Consider the following 18111-nt stretch of genomic DNA (forward strand, 5'->3'; position numbering starts at 1 on the left):
TCGGGTAGAGTCCCCGAACGTGGCACGCGCCGAATTCACCGATCCCGCACGAGCTCTGGCTCACATCGAGTCGCTGCCCAGCTGGCTGACCGGCCGGGTCGCCGCGCGCGGCCGCGAGCTGGTCGCCGAGGCCATCGCGGCCGAAGGTCTGCGCCCCGGGCAGTACGCCGTGCTGGCCGCGGTGTCCGAGCACGGGCCGCTGGCCCAGGCCGAGCTCGTGCGCCGCCTGGAGCTCGACCGCAAGGACGTGGTGGTCCACCTCGACCACCTGCAGCAGCGCGGTCTGGTGCAGCGCCGCCCCGACCCCGACGATCGCCGCAAGAACGCGGTGTCGATCACCGACGACGGGCGTCACGCGCTGCGGCGCTGCGGCGAGCTGGCCGACCGCGCCAACGAACAGCTGCTGGCGCCGCTGAGCAAGGCCGAGCGCCACCTGCTGATGACCCTGCTCAACCGCATCCAGCGCTGAGCGCCTCGCCCGGCCCGGCAGGCGGGTTCAGCGCTGCCAGTAGTCGCCGACCTCGTCGGGGCGGTAGGCGCCGCGGTCGGTGACCACGGTGGTCACCAGGTGCGGATCGGTGATGTCGAAGGCCGGGTAGAGCCCCCGCACGCGGGGCCCGGCGGTGCGGTGGCCCAGCGCGTGGCAGACCTCGGAGCCGTCGCGGTACTCGATGGGCACGTCGGCCCCGGTGGGCGAGTTCCGGTCCGGGGCGTGGCACAAGGCGTGGAAGGGCACGCCGAAGGCGCGCGCGGCGGTGGCCAGCTGCAGCGTGCCGACCTTGTTGATCACGTGGCCGTCCATGCTCACCCGGTCGCTGGCGGTCACCAGCGCGTCGACGGACCCCTCCCGCATCAGCGAGGCCGGCATCGCATCGGTGACCAGCGTGGCCTCCACGCCCATCTCGGCCAGCGACTCCGCGGTCAACCGCGCGCCCTGCAGGTAGGGGCGGGTCTCGGTGCACACGAAGCGGAGCCGGTTGCCGGCTTCCAGCGCGGCCTGGACCACGCCCAGCAGGTAGAGGTCGCCCCAGCAGTGGGTGAGCACCCGCGCGTCCGGGCCCAGCAGCGCCGCGGCCGCGCGCCCCATCTCCGCGCAGCGGCGCCGGTAGTCGCGCTCGCCTTCCCGCGCACCGGTTTCGGCGGCGGTGAGCAGGTCGGTCCGGCCGCGGTCGACCTCGTCGAGCACCCAGGTCACGGCCTTGCGCGGCTGGTCGTTGGTCGGGCGGGTGGCGATGAGCCGTTCGGCTGCGGCACCGAGCCGCTCGCGGGCATCGGCGCGCCCGGCCGCCTCGCGGGCGGCCAGCACCATGCCGCCCAGCACGGCGAAGTAGGGGCCCGAGGACTGGGTGACCATGTCCTCGATGGCGGTGGCCACCTCCTCGACGGTGCGGGCGCGCACCCACCGGTGCTCGAAGGGGAACACGCGCCGGTCGAGCAGGTGCACGCCGTCGTCGTCGAGCCGCACGCTGTCGGCCAGCGTCGGCAGGTCCGGGTACGACGAGGGCGGCGGCATGCGGCAGCTCCTGACAGCGCGGGGGAATCGTGCGCGGGCCAGCCTAACCGCCAGCACCCGCACAGTTGTTAGGCTGGCTAACGCCCCTGATCATCGCCGCGCGGACCCGCGCGCGGCAGCCGCCGACCGCCCCGCTGCCGTCGGCCCACACCCCCGAGGAGGGCGCGCACCGTGGTCGATTCCCGGCCCGCCGAAACCGGTCCCGTCCTGCGGGCCGACGACGTCGCCGTGGTGCGCGAGGGCACCCATCTGCTGCGCGACGTCTCGCTGCGCGTGGAGCGCGGGCAGCACTGGGCGCTGCTGGGCCCCAACGGTGCGGGCAAGACCACCCTGCTGGGACTGCTGGGCGCGCTGACCCACCCCACCCGCGGCAGCGTCGAGGTGCTCGGGCACCGGCTCGGCCGGGTGGACATGCGCACCCTGCGCAGCTACGTCGGGCACGTCAACCCGCGCCACCCCCTGCGCACCGCGCTGACCGTGCGCCAGGTGGTGCTCACCGGAGCCACCAACACCACCGAGCTGGTTCCGCGCTGGGAACCCACCGAGCAGCAGGTCCGCCGCGCCGAGGAGCTCATCAGCACCCTGGGCATGGCCGATCGGGCCGGCTCGCGCTGGGACACCCTCTCGCAGGGCGAGCGCGGGCGCGCGCTCATCGCCCGCGCCCTGATGCCCACCCCGAGGCTGCTGCTGCTCGACGAACCGGCCACCGGGCTGGACCTGGCCGCCCGCGAGCAGCTGCTGTCCAGCCTGGACGCGCTGCGGGCCGAGCACCCGCAGCTGGCCACGGTGCTGGTGACCCACCACCTCGAGGAGCTGCCCACCAGCACCACCCACGCGATGCTGCTGCGCGACGGTCAGGCCCTGGCAAGCGGCCCGGTCGAGGAGGTGCTCACCGGTGAGCGCATCACCAAGTGCTTCGACCACCCGGTGCGGCTGTCGCGTGTGGAGGGCCGCTGGTCGGCGCGGGCCGAAAACGGCGTGCGCAACCGGCTGTCGAGCTGACAGGCTGGGCCGATGAGCAACGCGCGCCCGGCATGGGTCACCCAGGAGATCACCGAGAAGATGCTGCGCGGCGCGCTCGAGGTCGAGCGCACCGGTGAGGGCCTGCTGCCGCAGCGTCTGCCCGGATGGGTGCGGCAGCGGGGCGCCGACGCCGGTGTGCTGCTGGCGGCCTCGCAGCCCTCCGGGGTGCGCGTGGCGCTGCGCACCAGCGCCAGCGCGATCGAGCTCGACGCGCGGCGCACCACCGTGGCCTACACCGGTGCGCCGAGCAGGCCCGACGGGGTCTACGAGCTCCTGGTCGACGGGCGGCCCGTCGCGCACGCCTCGGTGGGCGGCGGCAACGTCGTGGAGATCGACATGGCCACCGGGCAGCGCACCGAGGTGCCCGGCGAGCCCGGTACCGCGGTGTTCACCGGGCTCGGCGAGGGCGACAAGACCGTGGAGATCTGGCTGCCGCACACCGAGACCACCGAGCTGCTCGGGCTGCGCGCCGACGCCCCGGTGCACCCGGCGGCCGAGCCCGGCCTGCGGCGCTGGGTGCACCACGGCAGCTCGATCAGCCACGGTTCCAACGCCGCGGGCCCGGCGAGCACCTGGCCCGCGCTGGCCGCCCGCCGCGGTGGGGTGGAGCTGACCAACCTGGGCTTCAGCGGCAGCGCGCTGCTGGACCCCTTCACCGCCCGGGCGATCCGCGATGCTCCCGCGGAGGTGATCAGCCTCAAGATCGGCATCAACCTGGTGGGAGGCGATCTGATGCGCATGCGCGCGTTCGTGCCCGCCGTGCACGGGTTCCTCGACACCATCCGCGAGGGCCACCCCGAGGTGCCGCTGCTGGTGATCTCACCGATCCACTGCGACATCCACGAGCGCACCCCGGGACCTAGTGCGCCGGACTTGACCGGCGGGCAGGTGCGCTTCGTCGCCACGGGCGATCCCGCCGAGATCAGCTCCGGCAAGATCGCGCTGGAAACCGTGCGCCAGGCCCTGGCCGGGGTCGTGGCCGAACGAGACGACGCGCAGCTGCACTACCTAGACGGCCGCGAGCTCTACGGGCCCGGTGATGCCGTCGAGTTGCCGCTGCCCGACGCGCTGCACCCCGATGCCGCGACGCATCGGCTCATGGGCGAGCGCTTCGCCGAGCACGCCTTCACCCCCGGCGGCGTGTTCGCCTAGAGCGCGCCGAAGCGGTGGTCCTGGCACTGGCGCAGGATGCAGGTCTGCGCCAGTGCCAGGACCACCGCACGGAGTGGTGGCGCCTCAGCGCTTCTTCTTCGGCGGGTCCTTGCGCAGCAGGTCCGGGCCGATGATCGCGCGCACCACGCGGCGCATCAGGCTGCGCTTGGGCACCGTCGGCGCCGGTGCCGGGGTGTCGAGCTCGGGCGCCGGGGCCACCGGCTGCTGCGGCCCGGTGGGCGCGCTGGCCAGGACCGGCGAGGGCTCGGGGTTGAGGCGCTTGGCGAACTCGGGTTGCTCGTCGCGGATCGCCGGGATGTAGGGCTGGGTGACCTCGACGTGCTCGGGCGCCGGGGCCGGGGCCATCGGGGGCTGCGGCCGGGCCGGCTGGGGCGCGGGCCGTTCGAGACCGTTCGGGGGCGGCGGGGCGCCGGGCGGGGTGCTGTTGGCGGAGGCAGGGCGCGTGGGGGCCGCCGGAGTCTCGGCGATCACCTCGTCCAGGGGCAGGCTGCCCGCGATGCGGGTCGTCGGCGGCCCCGAATCCTGCTGCTCGGCCCCGGAGGGGACCACGGGCTGGAACCACGGTCGAGAAAGATCGTCTTGAATAGTCATCCGTATCGACTCTGCGTGAGCAACGGCCAGTGTCACCGGATCAGGTACTTCCATTCCGGTCGGGGAGACCCTACCGGTAACGGACCGATAAAGCACACCCCCGTGTTCCCCAACCCACTCGGACCGATCTCGCCAGCCGGTGTTGGCACCAACGGAGCAGCGCGATCACGCTCAGCGCGCCACGCAGTCACCGGTGGTCGCCGCCTGGCGCAGCTGCCCGAACTCGGCGGCCAGGGTCTGCTCGGTCCAGTGCGCGTTGAGCCCGCTGGGGTTGGGCAGCACCCACACCCCGGCCCCGGCGATGCGCCGGTCCTGCTTGCCGAAGGCCGCGCGCCGGTGACCGAAGGCGGTGCGGTAGGCGGTGATGCCCACCACGGCCACCCACTGCGGGCGCAGCCGGGCGACCTTGTCGGCCAGCGCAGCCGCCCCGGCCCGCAGCTCCTCGGCGGAGAGCTCGGCGGCCTTGGCGCTGGCGCGCGCCACCAGGTTGGTGATGCCCAGCCCGAAGGAGGGCAGTTCGTCCTGCTCCTCGGGCTGCAGGCGTCGCGGGGTGAACCCGGCGGCGTGCAGCACCGGCCAGAAGCGGTTGCCGGGGCGGGCGAAGTGCAGACCCGTGGCCCCCGACCACAGCCCGGGATTGATCCCGCAGAACAGCACGCGCAGATCCGGTGCCACCACGTCGGGGATCACCGCCCCCTCCGCGGCCTCCACCTGCTGCGGACTCGGTCGCACAGACAACCCGCACCTCCCCGAAAAAGCTCCCCGACCACACTAAGGGCATCAAATGCGACGCTGCCGCGGCACCCCCGGTTCCCGCGCGAAGGGGTGCCGCGGCAGCCGTGCCGGCACGATGTCAGTCGGTGCCGGTCTCGATCGCCGCGCGATCCAGCGCCCCGGACTCGGACTCCTCGGCGCCCACCGAGGCGATGGCCTCGGCCCCGCCGGACTCCAGCGAACCCACCAGGTCGGTCTGGGCCTTGCCCACCAGACCCAGCTGGGCGTAGTTCTCCAGCTTGGCGCGCGAGTCGGCGATGTCGAGGTTGCGCATCGTCAGCTGCCCGATGCGGTCGGTGGGACCGAACGCGGCGTCCTCGGTGCGCTCCATCGACAGCTTGTCCGGGTGGTAGGAGAACGCCGGACCGCGGGTGTCGATGATCGAGTAGTCCTCGCCGCGGCGCAGCCGCAGCGAGACCTCGCCGGTGATCGCCGAGCCCACCCAGCGCTGCAGCGACTCGCGCAGCATCAGCGCCTGCGGGTCGAACCAGCGGCCCTCGTACATCAACCGGCCCAGCTTGCGGCCCTCGTTGTGGTATGCCGCGACGGTGTCCTCGTTGTGCACGGCGTTGACCAGCCGCTCGTAGGCGGTGAACAGCAGCGCCATGCCCGGGGCCTCGTAGATGCCGCGCGACTTGGCCTCGATGATGCGGTTCTCGATCTGGTCGCTCATGCCCAGCCCGTGCCGACCGCCGATGGTGTTGGCCTCGTGCACCAGGTCCACCGGCGAGTCGAACTCCTTGCCGTTGATGGCCACCGGCCGCCCCTGCCGGAAGGAGATGGTGACGTCCTCGGTGGGGATGTGCACCGAGTCGTCCCAGAACTTCACGCCCATGATCGGGTCGACGATCTCGATGCCGGTGTCGAGGTGCTCGAGCTGCTTGGCCTCGTGGGTGGCACCCCAGATGTTGGCGTCGGTGGAGTAGGCCTTCTCCGCCGAGTCGCGGTAGGGCAGACCGTGCTCGGTCAGCCACTCCGACATCTCCTTGCGGCCGCCCAGCTCGGAGACGAACTCCTCGTCGAGCCACGGCTTGTAGATGCGCAGCCGCGGGTTGGCCATCAGCCCGTAGCGGTAGAAGCGCTCGATGTCGTTGCCCTTGAACGTCGACCCGTCGCCCCAGATCTGCACGTCATCGGCCAGCATCGCGCGCACCAGCAGCGTGGCGGTCACCGCCCGGCCCAGGGGAGTGGTGTTGAAGTAGGTGCGCCCGCCCGAGCGGATGTGGAAAGCACCGCAGGTCAGCGCGGCGAAGCCCTCTTCGACCAGCGCCTCGCGGCAGTCGACCATGCGCGCGATCTCGGCGCCGTAGTCACCAGCGCGGCCTGGGATCGAGGCGATGTCGGACTCGTCGTATTGCCCGATGTCGGCGGTGTAGGCGCACGGAACGGCGCCCTTGTCGCGCATCCAGGCCACGGCCACGGAGGTGTCGAGGCCGCCGGAGAAGGCGATGCCGACCCGCTGGCCGACCGGCAGAGACGTCAGAACCTTGGACATGCGGAAAGTTTATGCGATAGACTGCATTATTATCCACCCGGGGTGCGCGAGCGTGTGACGGCTCACTCGCAGCAGAGCACCGCCAGGCCGCGGCGGCACCCGACGCACCTCGCCGAGCAGCCCCGACCCGCGGCCGGATCGAGCTCATCGACATCGCGCCCGCCGGCGATCGGTCGACGAGTACCGAACCCGCGGCGCCGGGCTCCCGGGGGACCACGCGGCACGAGCAGCAACCGGCTGCGGGCACTCCGATCAGGTTCAGCCGCGCGCGGCCGCCGTGAGCAGTCGAAACCGGGCGCGACCCCCGGTCAGCCGCGCAGCAGGCCGTCGATGGTGGCGATCACCGCAGCAGCACCGTCCTCGGCCTCGACCTGCGCTGCCAACGTGCGCGCTCGCGAAGGCGCGGTTCGCCGGTGGCCTGGCGAACCAGCTCAGCCAACCCGGCGGTGGTCAGCTTCTTGCACGGCATCCAGCCAGGACCGACACCCAGCTCGCGCAGTCGCCCGCCCAACGACACCGCGAGCCCGATGAACGGCAGCACGTCCCCGGCGCTTCCCGAGGCGGCCAGCAGCACCCGTCGCGCCACCGCGGTCGATCGGTTCGGACACCGAAACCGCGCAATCATCGGCGACCGAGATCGGTTTCGACCGAGTCTAGATCGCCGGCGGAGCCGCCGGCGCGGTCACTGCTCCAGCGCGCGCACCGTCAGGGTCTGCTCGGCGCGGCCGACCGGGCCGAGTTCGTCGTGCAGGACGGTGCTGGTCAGCCCCAGACCGGAGGTTCCGAACACCACGCCGGTGTCCAGGCCGGTCCAGGCGCCTTCGGGCCTGCGGTGCAGGTGGATGGTCAGGTCGAGGTTGGGGAACATCCACTTGGTGGGCTCGGTGCGCACCGCGATGCCGTTGGCGGTGTCCACCAGCGCCACGAAGGAGGCCAGCGTGCTGACCGGTTCGGCGTCCAGCAGGGGGATGCCGGTCGACATCCACGCCGAGGTGCGACCCGGCTGCGGTTCGCCGACGGTGCGCGCCTCGATGGAGCTGATGAATCCGCGGGCCGGCCACACCGAGTCCATCGGCCAGGGCTCCAAGGTGTGCGGGGCGGGCATGCGGTCGGGCTCGCCGCCGGCGACGGCGCTGGTGTCGGCCTCGGCCATGAACCACGCGCGGGCGCGCACCACGGCGCGGCCGCCGATGATCACGCTGGCTTCGAGGAGTTCGATGGTGCGGCCGGGCCGGGTGGTCTCCACGGTGAGGTCGAAGTCCTCCAGCCGGATCTGGCCGAGGATGTCGAAGCTGATGCGGCTGAGCGCCATCGGCGCGGCCTGCCGCTGCTCGCGGTGGGTCTCGACGGCGTGGGTGATCAGCCCGGCCAGCGGGCTGACGTGCTGCTCGTCCTCGCGCCAGGCGCCGCCGACCCGGCTGGTCGGGCGGAAGCGCTCCGGGCCGATCCGCTGGAAGTAGTGCTGGGCCGGCGGCGGGGTGGCGGTCAAGACGAGCTCCTCGGATGCTTCGGGCGGTTAACCATCCCAGCCTATTGACCGCCGCCCGCGGTGCGACGGCGCGCGAACCGGTTCAGGCAGTGGCGTTGCTCGCACCTGGCGCCGCGGTGCAGGACGCGCCGACTCCGGGCAGCGGGACGGGGCCGCCGTCGATGTCGTCGAGGTGGTTGCCGGTCACGGTGCAGCGGGCCGGTGAAGGCGCTGCCGTTCTGGTCCACCACCAACCCCTGCGGAATCCTCGCCCGGACATGACCACGCGCCTCGCCCCGCCGCGCCCGTTGCCCGAGGATCTCCGTCAGCGACGGTGAGGTCGCGGCGCCGTCGCCGCCCCAGCGGTTCCGAGGTCGTCGGAGCGTCCGGCTTCGAGCCGTGACCACTGGGCGATGGGACGTCCGCTGGTCCGGTAGTGGTCTTCGTCGGCCTCCCACCCGATCGGCCAGCCCGCAGGCGAGTCCTCCCAGGCCTCCTGCCGCCCGTAGACGGTCATGTCCAGCAACGCCCAGCTGTAGTCCATCGCCTCCACGCCGCGGCCCTTGGTCCAGTAGGTCTCGAAGACGCGGTCGCCGTCTCTCAGGTAGCACACCAGGTGGAACAGGCCGATCACGCGACCGACGAGGAGCGCATCGAGGGAGGGCTGAGCCGAGTACCAGGGCATGTCCCAGCCCATGAAGTCGCGGTAGCGGAGGCTCTCGTCGTAGCTCACCCGCGGATCAGCCCCACCGACGGCGACGTTGCGGCCCTGGCAGAAGACCGCGTAGGTGGCGTCGCGGGAATGCAAGTAGGACAGCTCGCCGACCTGGCTGGTGTACACCGTGCAGCCCTCGCACTGCTCGGCTGCGGGCCGGCCGGGGTTCCACATGAAGTAGTAGGCGATGAGCTGTCGGCGGCCTTCGAACGCGTCGAGCAGGGTCAGCGGCCCGTGAGGCCCGAGCAGCTCCAGATCGGGGTCCATCTCGACCGCGGGCAAACGCCGTCGGGCCGCCGCGATCGCGTCACCCTCGCGGGTGTGCGCCTTCTCCCGCACGCGCAGCGCATCCAGCTCGGCTTGGAAGGTGGCGCGGTCGACCACCGGTGGCAGCGCCGGCGCCTCGTCGTTCGCGGTGTTCTCGTGATCGGTCATGGCCTCGTCCGCTCGTCGATTCCTTCGTGGCGTTCGCAGGTGGCCAATGGTGAGGCGTCCACGTCACCGCCGCACCGCGTGCGAAACCGAAACCCGGAACCACCTTCGGAGTTGAAGCCCGCGACGGTCTTGGCTTCGACGAGCGTGGATTCGCCGGAACCGTTCCTCGCCGGCGAGAAGTGTCACTGATGAATTGATATCGGGTTCGTGGTCGGTGTGCCGGCTGATGGTCGGCAGACCAACGGGGAGCGGGCGGCGTCGGCCGAGTCGCCGACTCAGAGGCGACGCGCGAACGGGCCTGCCGCAGCGGCCTGGGCCTTGCTCCCGGGGCATCACCCGGGGCCGGTGCACCGGCCCCGTCATGGGCGGCTCGACGCGGTCCTGTCGTCCTCCGGCTGCGGGGCTCGATTCTGCCCCCGCTCAACCTAATTACGTTACTAACGTTACGACACAAACCTAACGGATCGACTGGGTTGGAAATCCGGAGAAGGGCACCGCGCATAATCGCGCTTATGTGCGGTAGCATGCGTTCATGGACATCCAGAGCGCTTCCGGTCCGGAGGTGGTGGGGCAGCGGCCGCAAACGCAATTGGCGACCACCGCGCGCACCGGGCACACGCTGGGTGCGCTGATCGCCTCGTGGCTGGGCTCGTTCTCCGAATCCGCGGCGACCCGCGGCGCCTACCGGCGCGACCTGCGCGAGTACCTCGACTGGTGCACTCGCCGGGACCTGGACCCGTTGGCGGTGCGGCTGCCCGAGGTGCAGATGTATGCCACCGAGCTGGCCGCGGGAGCCGGTGGGCCAAGCGGCAAGCCCCTGGCCGCCTCCACCCGGGCGCGCAAGCTCGCCGCGGTGTCGAGCTTCTACACCTTCCTGGTGCGCGCCGGGGCGATCGATGCCAATCCCGCTCGGGACGCCGCCCGCCCCCGCTACGACCGGGCGCACTCGCCGACCGCCAGCGTTTCGGCCGATGAGGCCCGGCAGATGCTCTCGACCAGCCGCGACTACCGGCACCGCACGCTGGGGCCGCAGGCGGCGGCGCTGGTGATGGCGCTGCTGATCGACCTGGGCGTGCGGGTCTCGGAGCTCTGCGGCGCCGATTTGGCCGACCTGGGCAGGCGCGAGGGCATGCGGGTGCTCACGGTGCGGATGAAGGGCGGCAAGAAGCGCACCCGGCCGATCCCGACTTCGGTGACGCCTCTGCTGGAGGCCTATCTGGAGCAGCGCCCGGAGGCCGACACCGACGCGCTGGTGGTCACCCGGCGGGGCGAGCGCATCAATCGCCACCAGGTCTACCGGCTGGTGCAGGCCATGGCCGCCGAGGCCGGCGTGGCCATGCCCCAGCGCATCACCCCGCACTCGATGCGGCACACCTTCAACACCATCGCCCGCCAGCACGGGGCGGCCCTGGAGGACCGGCGCGACGCGCTGGGGCACTCCTCGGCGGCGGTCACCCAGCTCTACGACCACGTGGCGCTGTCGCTGGACCGCGACCCCGCGCACCTGGTCTCGCGGGCCACGGCAACGCCGAACACCACGTCGGAGGCGGGCGCCGACACCCACGGTGGTTAAGTCACGGTGACGCAAAGCTGGGCGCGATGAGTTTCGGGCGCCGGCGGAGTCCACCTGGCATGACCGATACAACGCACACCACCACGATCAACAACCTCGGCGTCGTGATGTTCACCGTCTCCGACCAGGACGCCGCGCTGCGCTTCTACGTCGACAAGCTCGGTTTCGAGCTGCGCGGCGACACCCGCTTCGGGGACAACGGCGAGTACCGCTGGATCGAGGTCGCCCCGCCGGGGTCGACCGCGCGGCTGGCGCTGAACCCACCGATGGGTGGCCAGCCGGGCGGCTGCGGCATCGGCGTGGAAACCCCCGACGTGCACCGGGAGTACGAGCGGCTGCGCGCGCTGGGGGATGTCCAGCTGGATTCCGAACCCGAGAGCACGCCGGGTGCGCCGCTGCTGTTCATGCTCAGCGACCCCGACGGCAACCACATCGCCGTCGTGCAGGCCTGACGACGGCTGCGCAAAAGGAACCTGCGCTGCGGGGGTCGTCGACTGCTGGTGCCCGCGGCGCATCGGTTGAAACCACGTGCCCCCGGCCAGTTGCTCGCCCGGGTGAGTTCGCGGTCGAAGGACTTGGAGGTGGTCACGGCATGGAACCGGTGACCCGCGACCGCGCAGCCCCGCTGCACGGGGTGCGGGCCAACGGTGTGGACCTGGGCGTGGAGAGCTTCGGGCGGGAGGACGATCCGCTCGTGCTGCTGGCGGGCGGCACCACGATGCTGTCGTGGCCCGATAGGCGCCGCGCTACGACCTGCGCGATCTCGCCGCGGACGCGGCCGCGCTGGTCGCCGCGCTCGGTGCGCCCGCAGCTCATCTCGGCGGCGCAGGCGTGGGTGGGATGGTCGCCCAGGTCGCCGCGCTCGAACACCCGTTGGCGTTCTCGGCGCTGACGCTGGTGAGCACCCGCCCGGTGGCACCGGGCCCGGTCGACGAGGACCTGCCCGACCACGACCAGGCCGTCATGGGTGCGCTGTTCTCGCGCGCCATGCCCGACTGGAGCGACCGCGCCGCGGTCGCGGCGTTCGCCGCCGACGGCGCCGAGCTGCTCGGCAACGACCCGCAGCAGGCGCGTGCGACCGCGGCGCGGATCTGGGACCGCACGCCGTCGACCCGCCCGTCGGTGCAGCAGGCCAATCAGCTCGGCGTGGTGTTCGCCCGGCTCGACTGCGCGCCGCGGTGGCGCGAGCGGCTGGGCGAGCTTTGCGTGCCGACGCTGGTCGTGCACGGCCGCGAGGACCCGTTCTTCCCGATCGGCAACGGCGAAGCGCTCGCCGCCGAGATCGCCGCGGCACGTCTGCTGGCGTTCGACGAGATGGGCACCGCGGTGCGCGACCGCGGCGCCGACCGGATCGCCACGGCGATGCTCGCGCTGTGAATTCTCGACCAGCCGGCGCCACCTGCGGGGCCACCCGGCAGCCCGGGTAGCCCCGCGGCGGGATCACTCGTAGTCGGGGCTGACGATGCGGGCCTTGTAGAAGCGCGCTTGGGACCAGCCGCGTTGCTCGGAGGCCTCGCCCAGCTCGGTGCCGATGCTGACCCGGGTGCCCATCTCGCCGGTGTCGGGCGAGCCGACCACCCAGATGTACTCCTCGCTGCTGCGGTGCCGGGCGATGGACTTGACCCGGCCCTTGCGCCAGATCGGGTCGTCGATGACCCGGTCGTTGTTGACGTCGTAGCGGTAGACGCCGCGGCTGTCGGTCAGCAGCAGGTGCCCGCGGTGGGTGTAGTCGGGCTGCAGATCGTGGCCCATCTTGGCGCCGTCGTGGGCGATGGGCACCTCGCGCCACACGTCGAGGTCGGTGTTGGTGCCGCTGCCGGTGACCCGGTAGCCGACGAGCTTGCCTTCCCCGAGCACCCACAGCACGCCCTCGGCCACCGAGTTGCTGGTGCGCGGGTCCCACAGGATGCCGTGGGCGCCCGGGAAGCTCCAGGAGTTGACCTTCTCGTAGTTGTCGAAGTCGTCGATGTCGTCGGGGTCAGCGGGGCTGTAGAGCTGCAGGTTGTTGCCACCCTTGGAGCTGGCCGTCAGGATCGAGCCGTTGTGCGGGATCCGCTCGATGGAGTGCGGGTTGTCGCCCGGTTCGGCCTCCCAGAGCAGATCGTTGTCGGAATCGGTGCGCTCGCCGCGGCGGACCGCGACGACCCCCGCCGCGCCGCCGGAGGCCACGACCAGCGCGATCATCCCGCGCGCCCGGGTCCGGCGGATCTTGACGTCGGAGAGATCGGCCCAGACGTCCGACCACCAGTGCGTCTTTCCCGCGAACGACCACACGACCGCGTCGTCGTTCCACCGCGTGGCGTCGCGGTCGAAGATCCGCACGGTCCCGGAGTTCTGGTCGACCACCGCGAGGTGGTATCCCCCAGCTGCGTGCGCGCTGCCCGCGGCCAGTGCCGAGGCCGGCGCCAGGACCGCGCCTGCGGCCAGTCCTTTGAGCACGGTGCGCCTGCTGTGCATGGCATCCCTTCGTCGTCGTTGTGGGGCCGGTCGAGCGGGTCCGGCTGCGAGTTCCCCAGGGCCGAACCGGCTCGACGGCCGTCGTTGAGACGCGCCGCGGAGCACACGGGTTCCCGATCGGGTGAAATCCGGGGGTCTCGAGGGTGACGTCCCGGCGAACCGGTGGTCGCCGAGCCCAGAGGTCGTCAGGACACCCGTTTCCCGGCGCCGAGGTCGAGGACTCGACGTCGCAGCGGTGCACCTGGACGCAGGCGGGCTGGTCGGCTCGGTGCGCGCCAGGCTCACCCTCGGGCCCGCGGACGAGGGCAGCTGCGGGATCGGGCGATTGATGGTGGCCCCGGACCTGCAGGGCCGCGGTCTGGGGCGCGCCGAGGCCCGCGCGCCCGCGCAGGCGCGGAGCTGCGCCCTGTTCACCGGCCTGGCCCGTCACGACAACCTGGGCATGCGTTCCGCCGCCGGGAGCGGTCGCGCTCGCCGAACCCGCTGAGCGCCGGGACTCACTTGCGGGTGAGGATGCTGATGGCGTTGGCGGCCACGATCGCCGCGATCGAGGCCCACTGGGTCGCCTGCAGCTGCTCGCCGAGGACGAGCAGCCCGGTGGTGGCCGCCAGCGCGGGGTTGAGGCTCATGCAGATCGCGAACAGCGGGGCGGGCACGCGGCGCAGCGCCAGGGCGTCGAACAGGAACGGCACCGCCGAGGAGGCGACGCCCGCGGTGATCGCGCAGACCGCGGCGGTGGGCGTGGGCGGGTGCGCGATGAGCACCGCGCTGCCCACCGGCAGGTAGACCAGTCCGGACAGGCCGCAGGCGGTGGCGGTGCCCTGCGCGCCGGGCAGCGTCCGCCCCAGCCGGTGGTTGAGCAGGATGTAGCAGGCCCAGCACACCGCTGCGAGCAGCGCCAGGCCCATGCCGAGGTAGTCGGTGCTGGGTTGCGGGCGCATCAGCACCGCCACCGCCGCGCCGGCCAGCACCGCGCAGCCCACGTCGACGCGGCGGCGGGATCCGACCAGTGCCACCGCGAGAGGGCCGAGGAATTCCAGCGTGACCGCCAGGCCCAGGCCGATGCGGTCGACCGCGCTGTAGAGGGCGAGGTTGATCACGGCGAAGACCACCGCCAGCGCGGCGACGAGCAGCCACTGGCGCCGGGTGAAGCTGCGCCAGCCGGGCCGGGTGGTGGCGATGAGCACCAGCGCGGCGATCCACTGGCGCACCGCGACCACGCCGGCCGGGGTGATCACGTCGAAGGCCAGCGAGCCCACCGCGGCACCGGTCTGGTTGGACAGCGGGCTGGCCAGCATCAGCGCGATCCCACCGGCCCGACCGGTCTTGGGCGCAGCGGGGGCGGGCGTGGGCGTGGTGGTGGTCATGGCCGCCAGCCTGGATCCGGCGCACCGTTGCGCAAAATGCATACCTCGTCGCGGCTATACGCTGGGCGCATGGATGTGGAGCTGCGGCAGCTGCGGTGCCTGGTGGCCATCGTCGATGCCGGCACGTTCACCGACGCGGCCATCGACCTGGGTTTGTCCCAGGCGGCGGTCTCGCGCACGCTGGCCTCCCTGGAGCGCGCGCTGGGCACGCGGTTGCTGCGCCGCACCAGCCGCGAGGTGACCCTGACCGCGGCGGGCAGCGAGGTGCTGGCGCGGGCGCGCCGCGTGCTGGCCGAGGCCGACGAGCTGGTGCGCTCGGCCACCACCGGGCAAGCGCTGCTGCGCGTCGGCTACGCGTGGTCGGCGGTGGGCCGCCACACCGTGGAGTTGCAGCGCCGCTGGTCCGCCGAGCACCCGCAGGTGCAGCTGCAGCTGGTGCGCACCAACTCGGGCACGGCCGGGTTGGCCGAGGGCGCCTGCGATGTGGCGGTGGTGCGCGCCGAGCCCGATGCGCGGCGCTTCGACAGCGCGGTGGTGGGGCTGGAGCCGCGCTACGTGGCGATGGCCTCCGACGACCGGTGGGCGCGGCGGCGGTTCGTGCGCCTGGCCGAGGTCGCCGAGCGCACCGTGCTCATCGATCGGCGCGCCGGGTCGACCACGCCCCAGCTGTGGCCCGCCGACCGCCGGCCCGAGCTGGCCTACGTCGGCGATGTCGACGACTGGTTGACCGCGGTGGCCGCCGGCAGCGCGGTGGGCATCACCGCCGAGAGCACCCGCAGTCAGTACCGGCGCACCGGGGTGGTGTTCCGCCCGGTGCGCGACGCGCCACCGATCCCGGTGCGGGTGATGTGGTGGCGCGATCAGCCGCCGGTGCGGGCCGCGGAGCTGGTCGACCTGCTCACCGAGCTCTACCGCGGCTAGCGGCGGTTCTGGGGTGCTGCGGGGCCGCGAGCAGGTCGTGGGGCAACGGGGCGGTTGCGATCGCGGTGAAATCACCGGTTCCGGCTCGGGTGACCAGTAGGATCACTCAACCGCCCCGCCCCCGGGGCCGTTGTCCGGTGTTTTTCGAGCTGTCCCTGCTGGAGTTGCACGCTGATGCCCTCGTCCCGTCCTGAGCCCGACCCGCCCACGGCGCGCAGCACCCGCCCGGTGGGTGCGCTGGACCGCTACTTCGAGATCACGGCGCGCGGTTCGAGCGTCTCGCGCGAGATCCGCGGCGGGTTGGCGACGTTCTTCGCGATGTCCTACATCGTGGTGCTCAACCCGCTGATCGTGGGAACCGCCCCGGATTCCACCGGCGCCACGCTGGGGGTCACCGCGGTGGCCTCGGCCACGGCGCTGGTGGCCGGGGTGATGACGATCCTGATGGGCGTGGTGGGCAAGTACCCCTTCGCCATCGCCACGGGTCTGGGCCTCAACGCCTTCCTGGCCTCGGTCGTGGCCCCGCAGATGACCTGGGCCGACGCGATGGGCCTGATCGTCATCGAAGGTGTGATCATCACGATCCTGGTGCTCACCGGGTTGCGCACGGCGGTGTTCAACGCCGTGCCCGGGCAGCTCAAGACCGCCATCAGCGTGGGCATCGGGCTCTACATCGCGCTGATCGGGTTCGTCGACGCCGGGTTCGTGCGCCGCATCCCCGACGACGCCGGGACCACGACCCCGCTGCAGCTGGGCATCGACGGCAACCTGGCGGGCTGGCCGGTGTTCGTCTTCGCCATCGGCGTGCTGATCACCGCCGCGCTGGTGTCCCGCCGCGTCAAGGGCGCGATCCTGCTGGGCATCCTGTCGACCACGGTGCTGGCGGTCATCGTCGAGGCGCTCACCAGCACCGGGCCCTCCACCGGTGCGGACGGGTCGAGCAACCCGCGCGGCTGGGGCCTGGTGGTGCCCACGCTGCCCGACAAGCTCGTCGACGTGCCCGACCTGGGGCTGCTGGGCCAGTTCAACCTGCTGGGCTCGTTCGACCGCATCGGCCTGGTCGCGGTGCTGCTGCTGGTGTTCACCCTGATGCTGGTGGACTTCTTCGACACCATGGGCACCGTGGTGGGCCTGGGCGCCGAGGCCGACCTGCTCGACAACAAGGGCAACCTGCCGGGCATCGGCCGGGTGTTCTTCATCGACTCGATCTCGGCGATCGCCGGTGGCGCCGGATCGACCTCGTCGAACACCACCTTCATCGAATCGGCCGCCGGTATCGGCGAAGGCGCGCGCACCGGTCTGGCCAACGTGGTCACCGGCACGCTGTTCCTGCTGGCGATGTTCTTCACCCCGCTGATCTCCATCGTGCCCTTCGAAGCGGCCAGCCCCGCGCTGGTGATCATCGGGTTCTTGATGCTCACCCAGGTGCGCGGCATCGACTTCTCCGACTACGGCGTGGCCATCCCGGCGTTCTTGACCATGGTCGTGATGCCGTTCTCCTACTCCATCAGCGCCGGCATCGGCATCGGGTTCGTCTCCTACGCGGTGCTGCGCACCGTGCAGGGCCGGGCTCGCGAGATCCACCCGCTGATGTGGGTGGTCGCCGCGCTGTTCGTCATCTACTTCACCATCGAACCCATCCAGGGGCTGCTCGGCCTGAGCTGAGCGGCCGCGCGCCTGCGGGGTGGTCCTCGGCGACATTCGCCCCGAGGACCACCCCGCAGGCGTTTTCACAGTCCCCCGGCCACCCGCAGCACCGCCCCGCTGGTGTAGGAGGCGCGCTCGGAGAGCAGCCACTCCACCGCAGGGCCGATCTCCTCGGGCTCGCCGGCCCGCCCGAAGGGCACCCGCGACGCGGCCGTGGTGGCCCGATCGGGCACGCCCGCGCCGGCGTGGATGTCGGAGTGCACCAATCCCGGAGCCACGGCGTTGACCCGAACGCCCTCGGCGGCCAGCTCCTTGGACAACCCCATCGTCAACGCGTCCACACCGGCCTTGGCCGCCGCGTAGTGCACGTACTCGTGCGGCGAACCCAGCGTGGCGCCGCTGGAGGAGATGTTCACGATCGCCCCGCCGGCCCCGCCGCGGCCCGTCGACATCACCTGCGCCGCCCGCCGGCAGCACAGGATCGTGCCCAGCAGGTTGACCTCGAGCACCGTGCGGATCGCCGGTACGGGGGTGTCGGCCAGATCGGCGATGTGGGCGGTCAACCCGGCGTTGTTGACCAGCCCGGTGACCACCCCGAGCTCACCGGCCGCCGCGAACAACGACTCCACATCGGACTCGACGCCGACGTCGGCGCGCACCGGCTGGCAGCGCACCCCCAACTCCCGCGCGCGCTCGGCGACCTCGCCGGCCGCATCCGGCCGGGATCGGTAGGCCAGCACGAGATCGTGCCCGGCGCGCGCCAGGCACAGCGCGGTGGCCGCGCCGATGCCGCGCCCGCCTCCGGTGATGATGGTCAACTTCGACATCACCGCATCATGCCACCCGCTCGCCGCGCCGCAGGCGGCAAGCAGCCACCCGATCTGCCCGGGTTGCCCCAACAGGTGGCTTGCCGCACCGCAGGCCGCCGAGCAGGCTGGCCGACAGGGGTCGACGACCGG

At 72.2% G+C, this 18111-nt stretch carries 20 protein-coding genes; 10 read left to right on the forward strand and 10 right to left on the reverse strand.

The window, feature by feature from the left end; genetic code table 11:
* Positions 1-19: 19 nt before the first annotated feature.
* Entirely contained in the window at positions 20-469 is a 450-nt protein-coding gene (locus tag ACFQRI_RS02675; RefSeq protein ID WP_380663976.1) for a MarR family winged helix-turn-helix transcriptional regulator, read from the forward strand.
* Between the two features lie 27 nt (positions 470-496).
* Here ACFQRI_RS02675 and ACFQRI_RS02680 read toward each other — a convergent pair whose 3' ends face one another.
* Positions 497-1513 carry a s-methyl-5-thioribose-1-phosphate isomerase gene (locus ACFQRI_RS02680; protein ID WP_380663978.1) on the reverse strand — a complete coding sequence of 339 codons (1017 nt, stop codon included), beginning with the start codon at positions 1511-1513 and terminating at the stop codon, positions 497-499.
* Positions 1514-1684: 171 nt separating this feature from the next.
* On the opposite strand from ACFQRI_RS02680, the gene ACFQRI_RS02685 reads away from it, so the two are divergent.
* The gene (locus ACFQRI_RS02685) at positions 1685-2515 is read left to right on the forward strand and encodes an ABC transporter ATP-binding protein (RefSeq protein ID WP_380663980.1); all 831 of its coding nucleotides are present in this window, start codon (positions 1685-1687) and stop codon (positions 2513-2515) included.
* 12 nt (positions 2516-2527) lie between these two features.
* Complete coding sequence (locus ACFQRI_RS02690) at positions 2528-3688, forward strand: SGNH/GDSL hydrolase family protein (protein ID WP_380663983.1); 1161 nt, start codon at positions 2528-2530, stop codon at positions 3686-3688.
* Between the two features lie 84 nt (positions 3689-3772).
* Here the strand turns inward: ACFQRI_RS02690 and ACFQRI_RS02695 are convergent, their stop codons facing one another.
* The 6 genes from ACFQRI_RS02695 to ACFQRI_RS02720 form a co-directional block, all read right to left on the reverse strand.
* Positions 3773-4300, reverse strand: coding sequence for a hypothetical protein (locus ACFQRI_RS02695; protein WP_380663985.1), 528 nt, complete (start codon positions 4298-4300; stop codon positions 3773-3775).
* Between the two features lie 171 nt (positions 4301-4471).
* Positions 4472-5038: a G/U mismatch-specific DNA glycosylase gene (gene mug, locus ACFQRI_RS02700; protein ID WP_380663987.1), complete on the reverse strand. Its 567-nt coding sequence runs from the start codon at positions 5036-5038 to the stop codon at positions 4472-4474.
* A gap of 115 nt (positions 5039-5153) precedes the next feature.
* Positions 5154-6569 carry an argininosuccinate synthase gene (gene argG / locus ACFQRI_RS02705; protein ID WP_380663990.1) on the reverse strand — a complete coding sequence of 472 codons (1416 nt, stop codon included), beginning with the start codon at positions 6567-6569 and terminating at the stop codon, positions 5154-5156.
* A 340-nt stretch (positions 6570-6909) separates the two neighbouring features.
* Complete coding sequence (locus ACFQRI_RS02710) at positions 6910-7155, reverse strand: hypothetical protein (protein WP_380663993.1); 246 nt, start codon at positions 7153-7155, stop codon at positions 6910-6912.
* Positions 7156-7251: 96 nt separating this feature from the next.
* Complete coding sequence (locus tag ACFQRI_RS02715) at positions 7252-8058, reverse strand: thioesterase family protein (RefSeq protein WP_380663995.1); 807 nt, start codon at positions 8056-8058, stop codon at positions 7252-7254.
* Positions 8059-8362: 304 nt separating this feature from the next.
* The gene (locus ACFQRI_RS02720) at positions 8363-9187 is read right to left on the reverse strand and encodes a DUF899 family protein (RefSeq protein WP_380663998.1); all 825 of its coding nucleotides are present in this window, start codon (positions 9185-9187) and stop codon (positions 8363-8365) included.
* Positions 9188-9719: 532 nt separating this feature from the next.
* Between ACFQRI_RS02720 and ACFQRI_RS02725 the strand changes: the two genes are divergently transcribed.
* The 4 genes from ACFQRI_RS02725 to ACFQRI_RS02740 all read left to right on the forward strand — a co-directional run bounded on the left by ACFQRI_RS02725 (position 9720) and on the right by ACFQRI_RS02740 (position 12137).
* Complete coding sequence (locus ACFQRI_RS02725) at positions 9720-10760, forward strand: tyrosine-type recombinase/integrase (RefSeq protein WP_380664001.1); 1041 nt, start codon at positions 9720-9722, stop codon at positions 10758-10760.
* 59 nt (positions 10761-10819) lie between these two features.
* Complete coding sequence (locus ACFQRI_RS02730; RefSeq protein ID WP_380664004.1) at positions 10820-11212, forward strand: VOC family protein; 393 nt, start codon at positions 10820-10822, stop codon at positions 11210-11212.
* 140 nt (positions 11213-11352) lie between these two features.
* A complete protein-coding gene (locus tag ACFQRI_RS02735; RefSeq protein ID WP_380664007.1) occupies positions 11353-11652 on the forward strand; it encodes a hypothetical protein in 300 nt (99 codons plus the stop codon).
* Positions 11544-12137 carry an alpha/beta fold hydrolase gene (locus ACFQRI_RS02740; protein ID WP_380664571.1) on the forward strand — a complete coding sequence of 198 codons (594 nt, stop codon included), beginning with the start codon at positions 11544-11546 and terminating at the stop codon, positions 12135-12137. The genes ACFQRI_RS02735 and ACFQRI_RS02740 overlap by 109 nt, the downstream gene beginning before the upstream one ends.
* Before the next feature lie 63 nt (positions 12138-12200).
* Here ACFQRI_RS02740 and ACFQRI_RS02745 read toward each other — a convergent pair whose 3' ends face one another.
* Complete coding sequence (locus ACFQRI_RS02745; protein WP_380664010.1) at positions 12201-13217, reverse strand: DUF6528 family protein; 1017 nt, start codon at positions 13215-13217, stop codon at positions 12201-12203.
* Between the two features lie 235 nt (positions 13218-13452).
* Between ACFQRI_RS02745 and ACFQRI_RS02750 the strand changes: the two genes are divergently transcribed.
* On the forward strand, positions 13453-13704 hold the full coding sequence (locus ACFQRI_RS02750) for a hypothetical protein (RefSeq protein ID WP_380664012.1): 252 nt from the start codon (positions 13453-13455) through the stop codon (positions 13702-13704).
* A 10-nt stretch (positions 13705-13714) separates the two neighbouring features.
* Here ACFQRI_RS02750 and ACFQRI_RS02755 read toward each other — a convergent pair whose 3' ends face one another.
* Entirely contained in the window at positions 13715-14584 is an 870-nt protein-coding gene (locus ACFQRI_RS02755; protein WP_380664014.1) for an EamA family transporter, read from the reverse strand.
* Positions 14585-14653: 69 nt separating this feature from the next.
* Between ACFQRI_RS02755 and ACFQRI_RS02760 the strand changes: the two genes are divergently transcribed.
* Both ACFQRI_RS02760 and ACFQRI_RS02765 read left to right on the forward strand, forming a co-directional pair.
* Positions 14654-15505: a LysR family transcriptional regulator gene (locus ACFQRI_RS02760; protein WP_380664016.1), complete on the forward strand. Its 852-nt coding sequence runs from the start codon at positions 14654-14656 to the stop codon at positions 15503-15505.
* Positions 15506-15679: 174 nt separating this feature from the next.
* The gene (locus ACFQRI_RS02765) at positions 15680-17170 is read left to right on the forward strand and encodes an NCS2 family permease (RefSeq protein WP_380664018.1); all 1491 of its coding nucleotides are present in this window, start codon (positions 15680-15682) and stop codon (positions 17168-17170) included.
* Between the two features lie 65 nt (positions 17171-17235).
* Here the strand turns inward: ACFQRI_RS02765 and ACFQRI_RS02770 are convergent, their stop codons facing one another.
* On the reverse strand, positions 17236-17979 hold the full coding sequence (locus ACFQRI_RS02770; protein ID WP_380664020.1) for an SDR family oxidoreductase: 744 nt from the start codon (positions 17977-17979) through the stop codon (positions 17236-17238).
* Positions 17980-18111 lie beyond the last annotated feature (132 nt).

This window comes from Saccharopolyspora griseoalba, from assembly GCF_042665275.1.
In the GTDB taxonomy this organism is placed as follows: Bacteria; Actinomycetota; Actinomycetes; order Mycobacteriales; family Pseudonocardiaceae; genus Saccharopolyspora; species Saccharopolyspora griseoalba.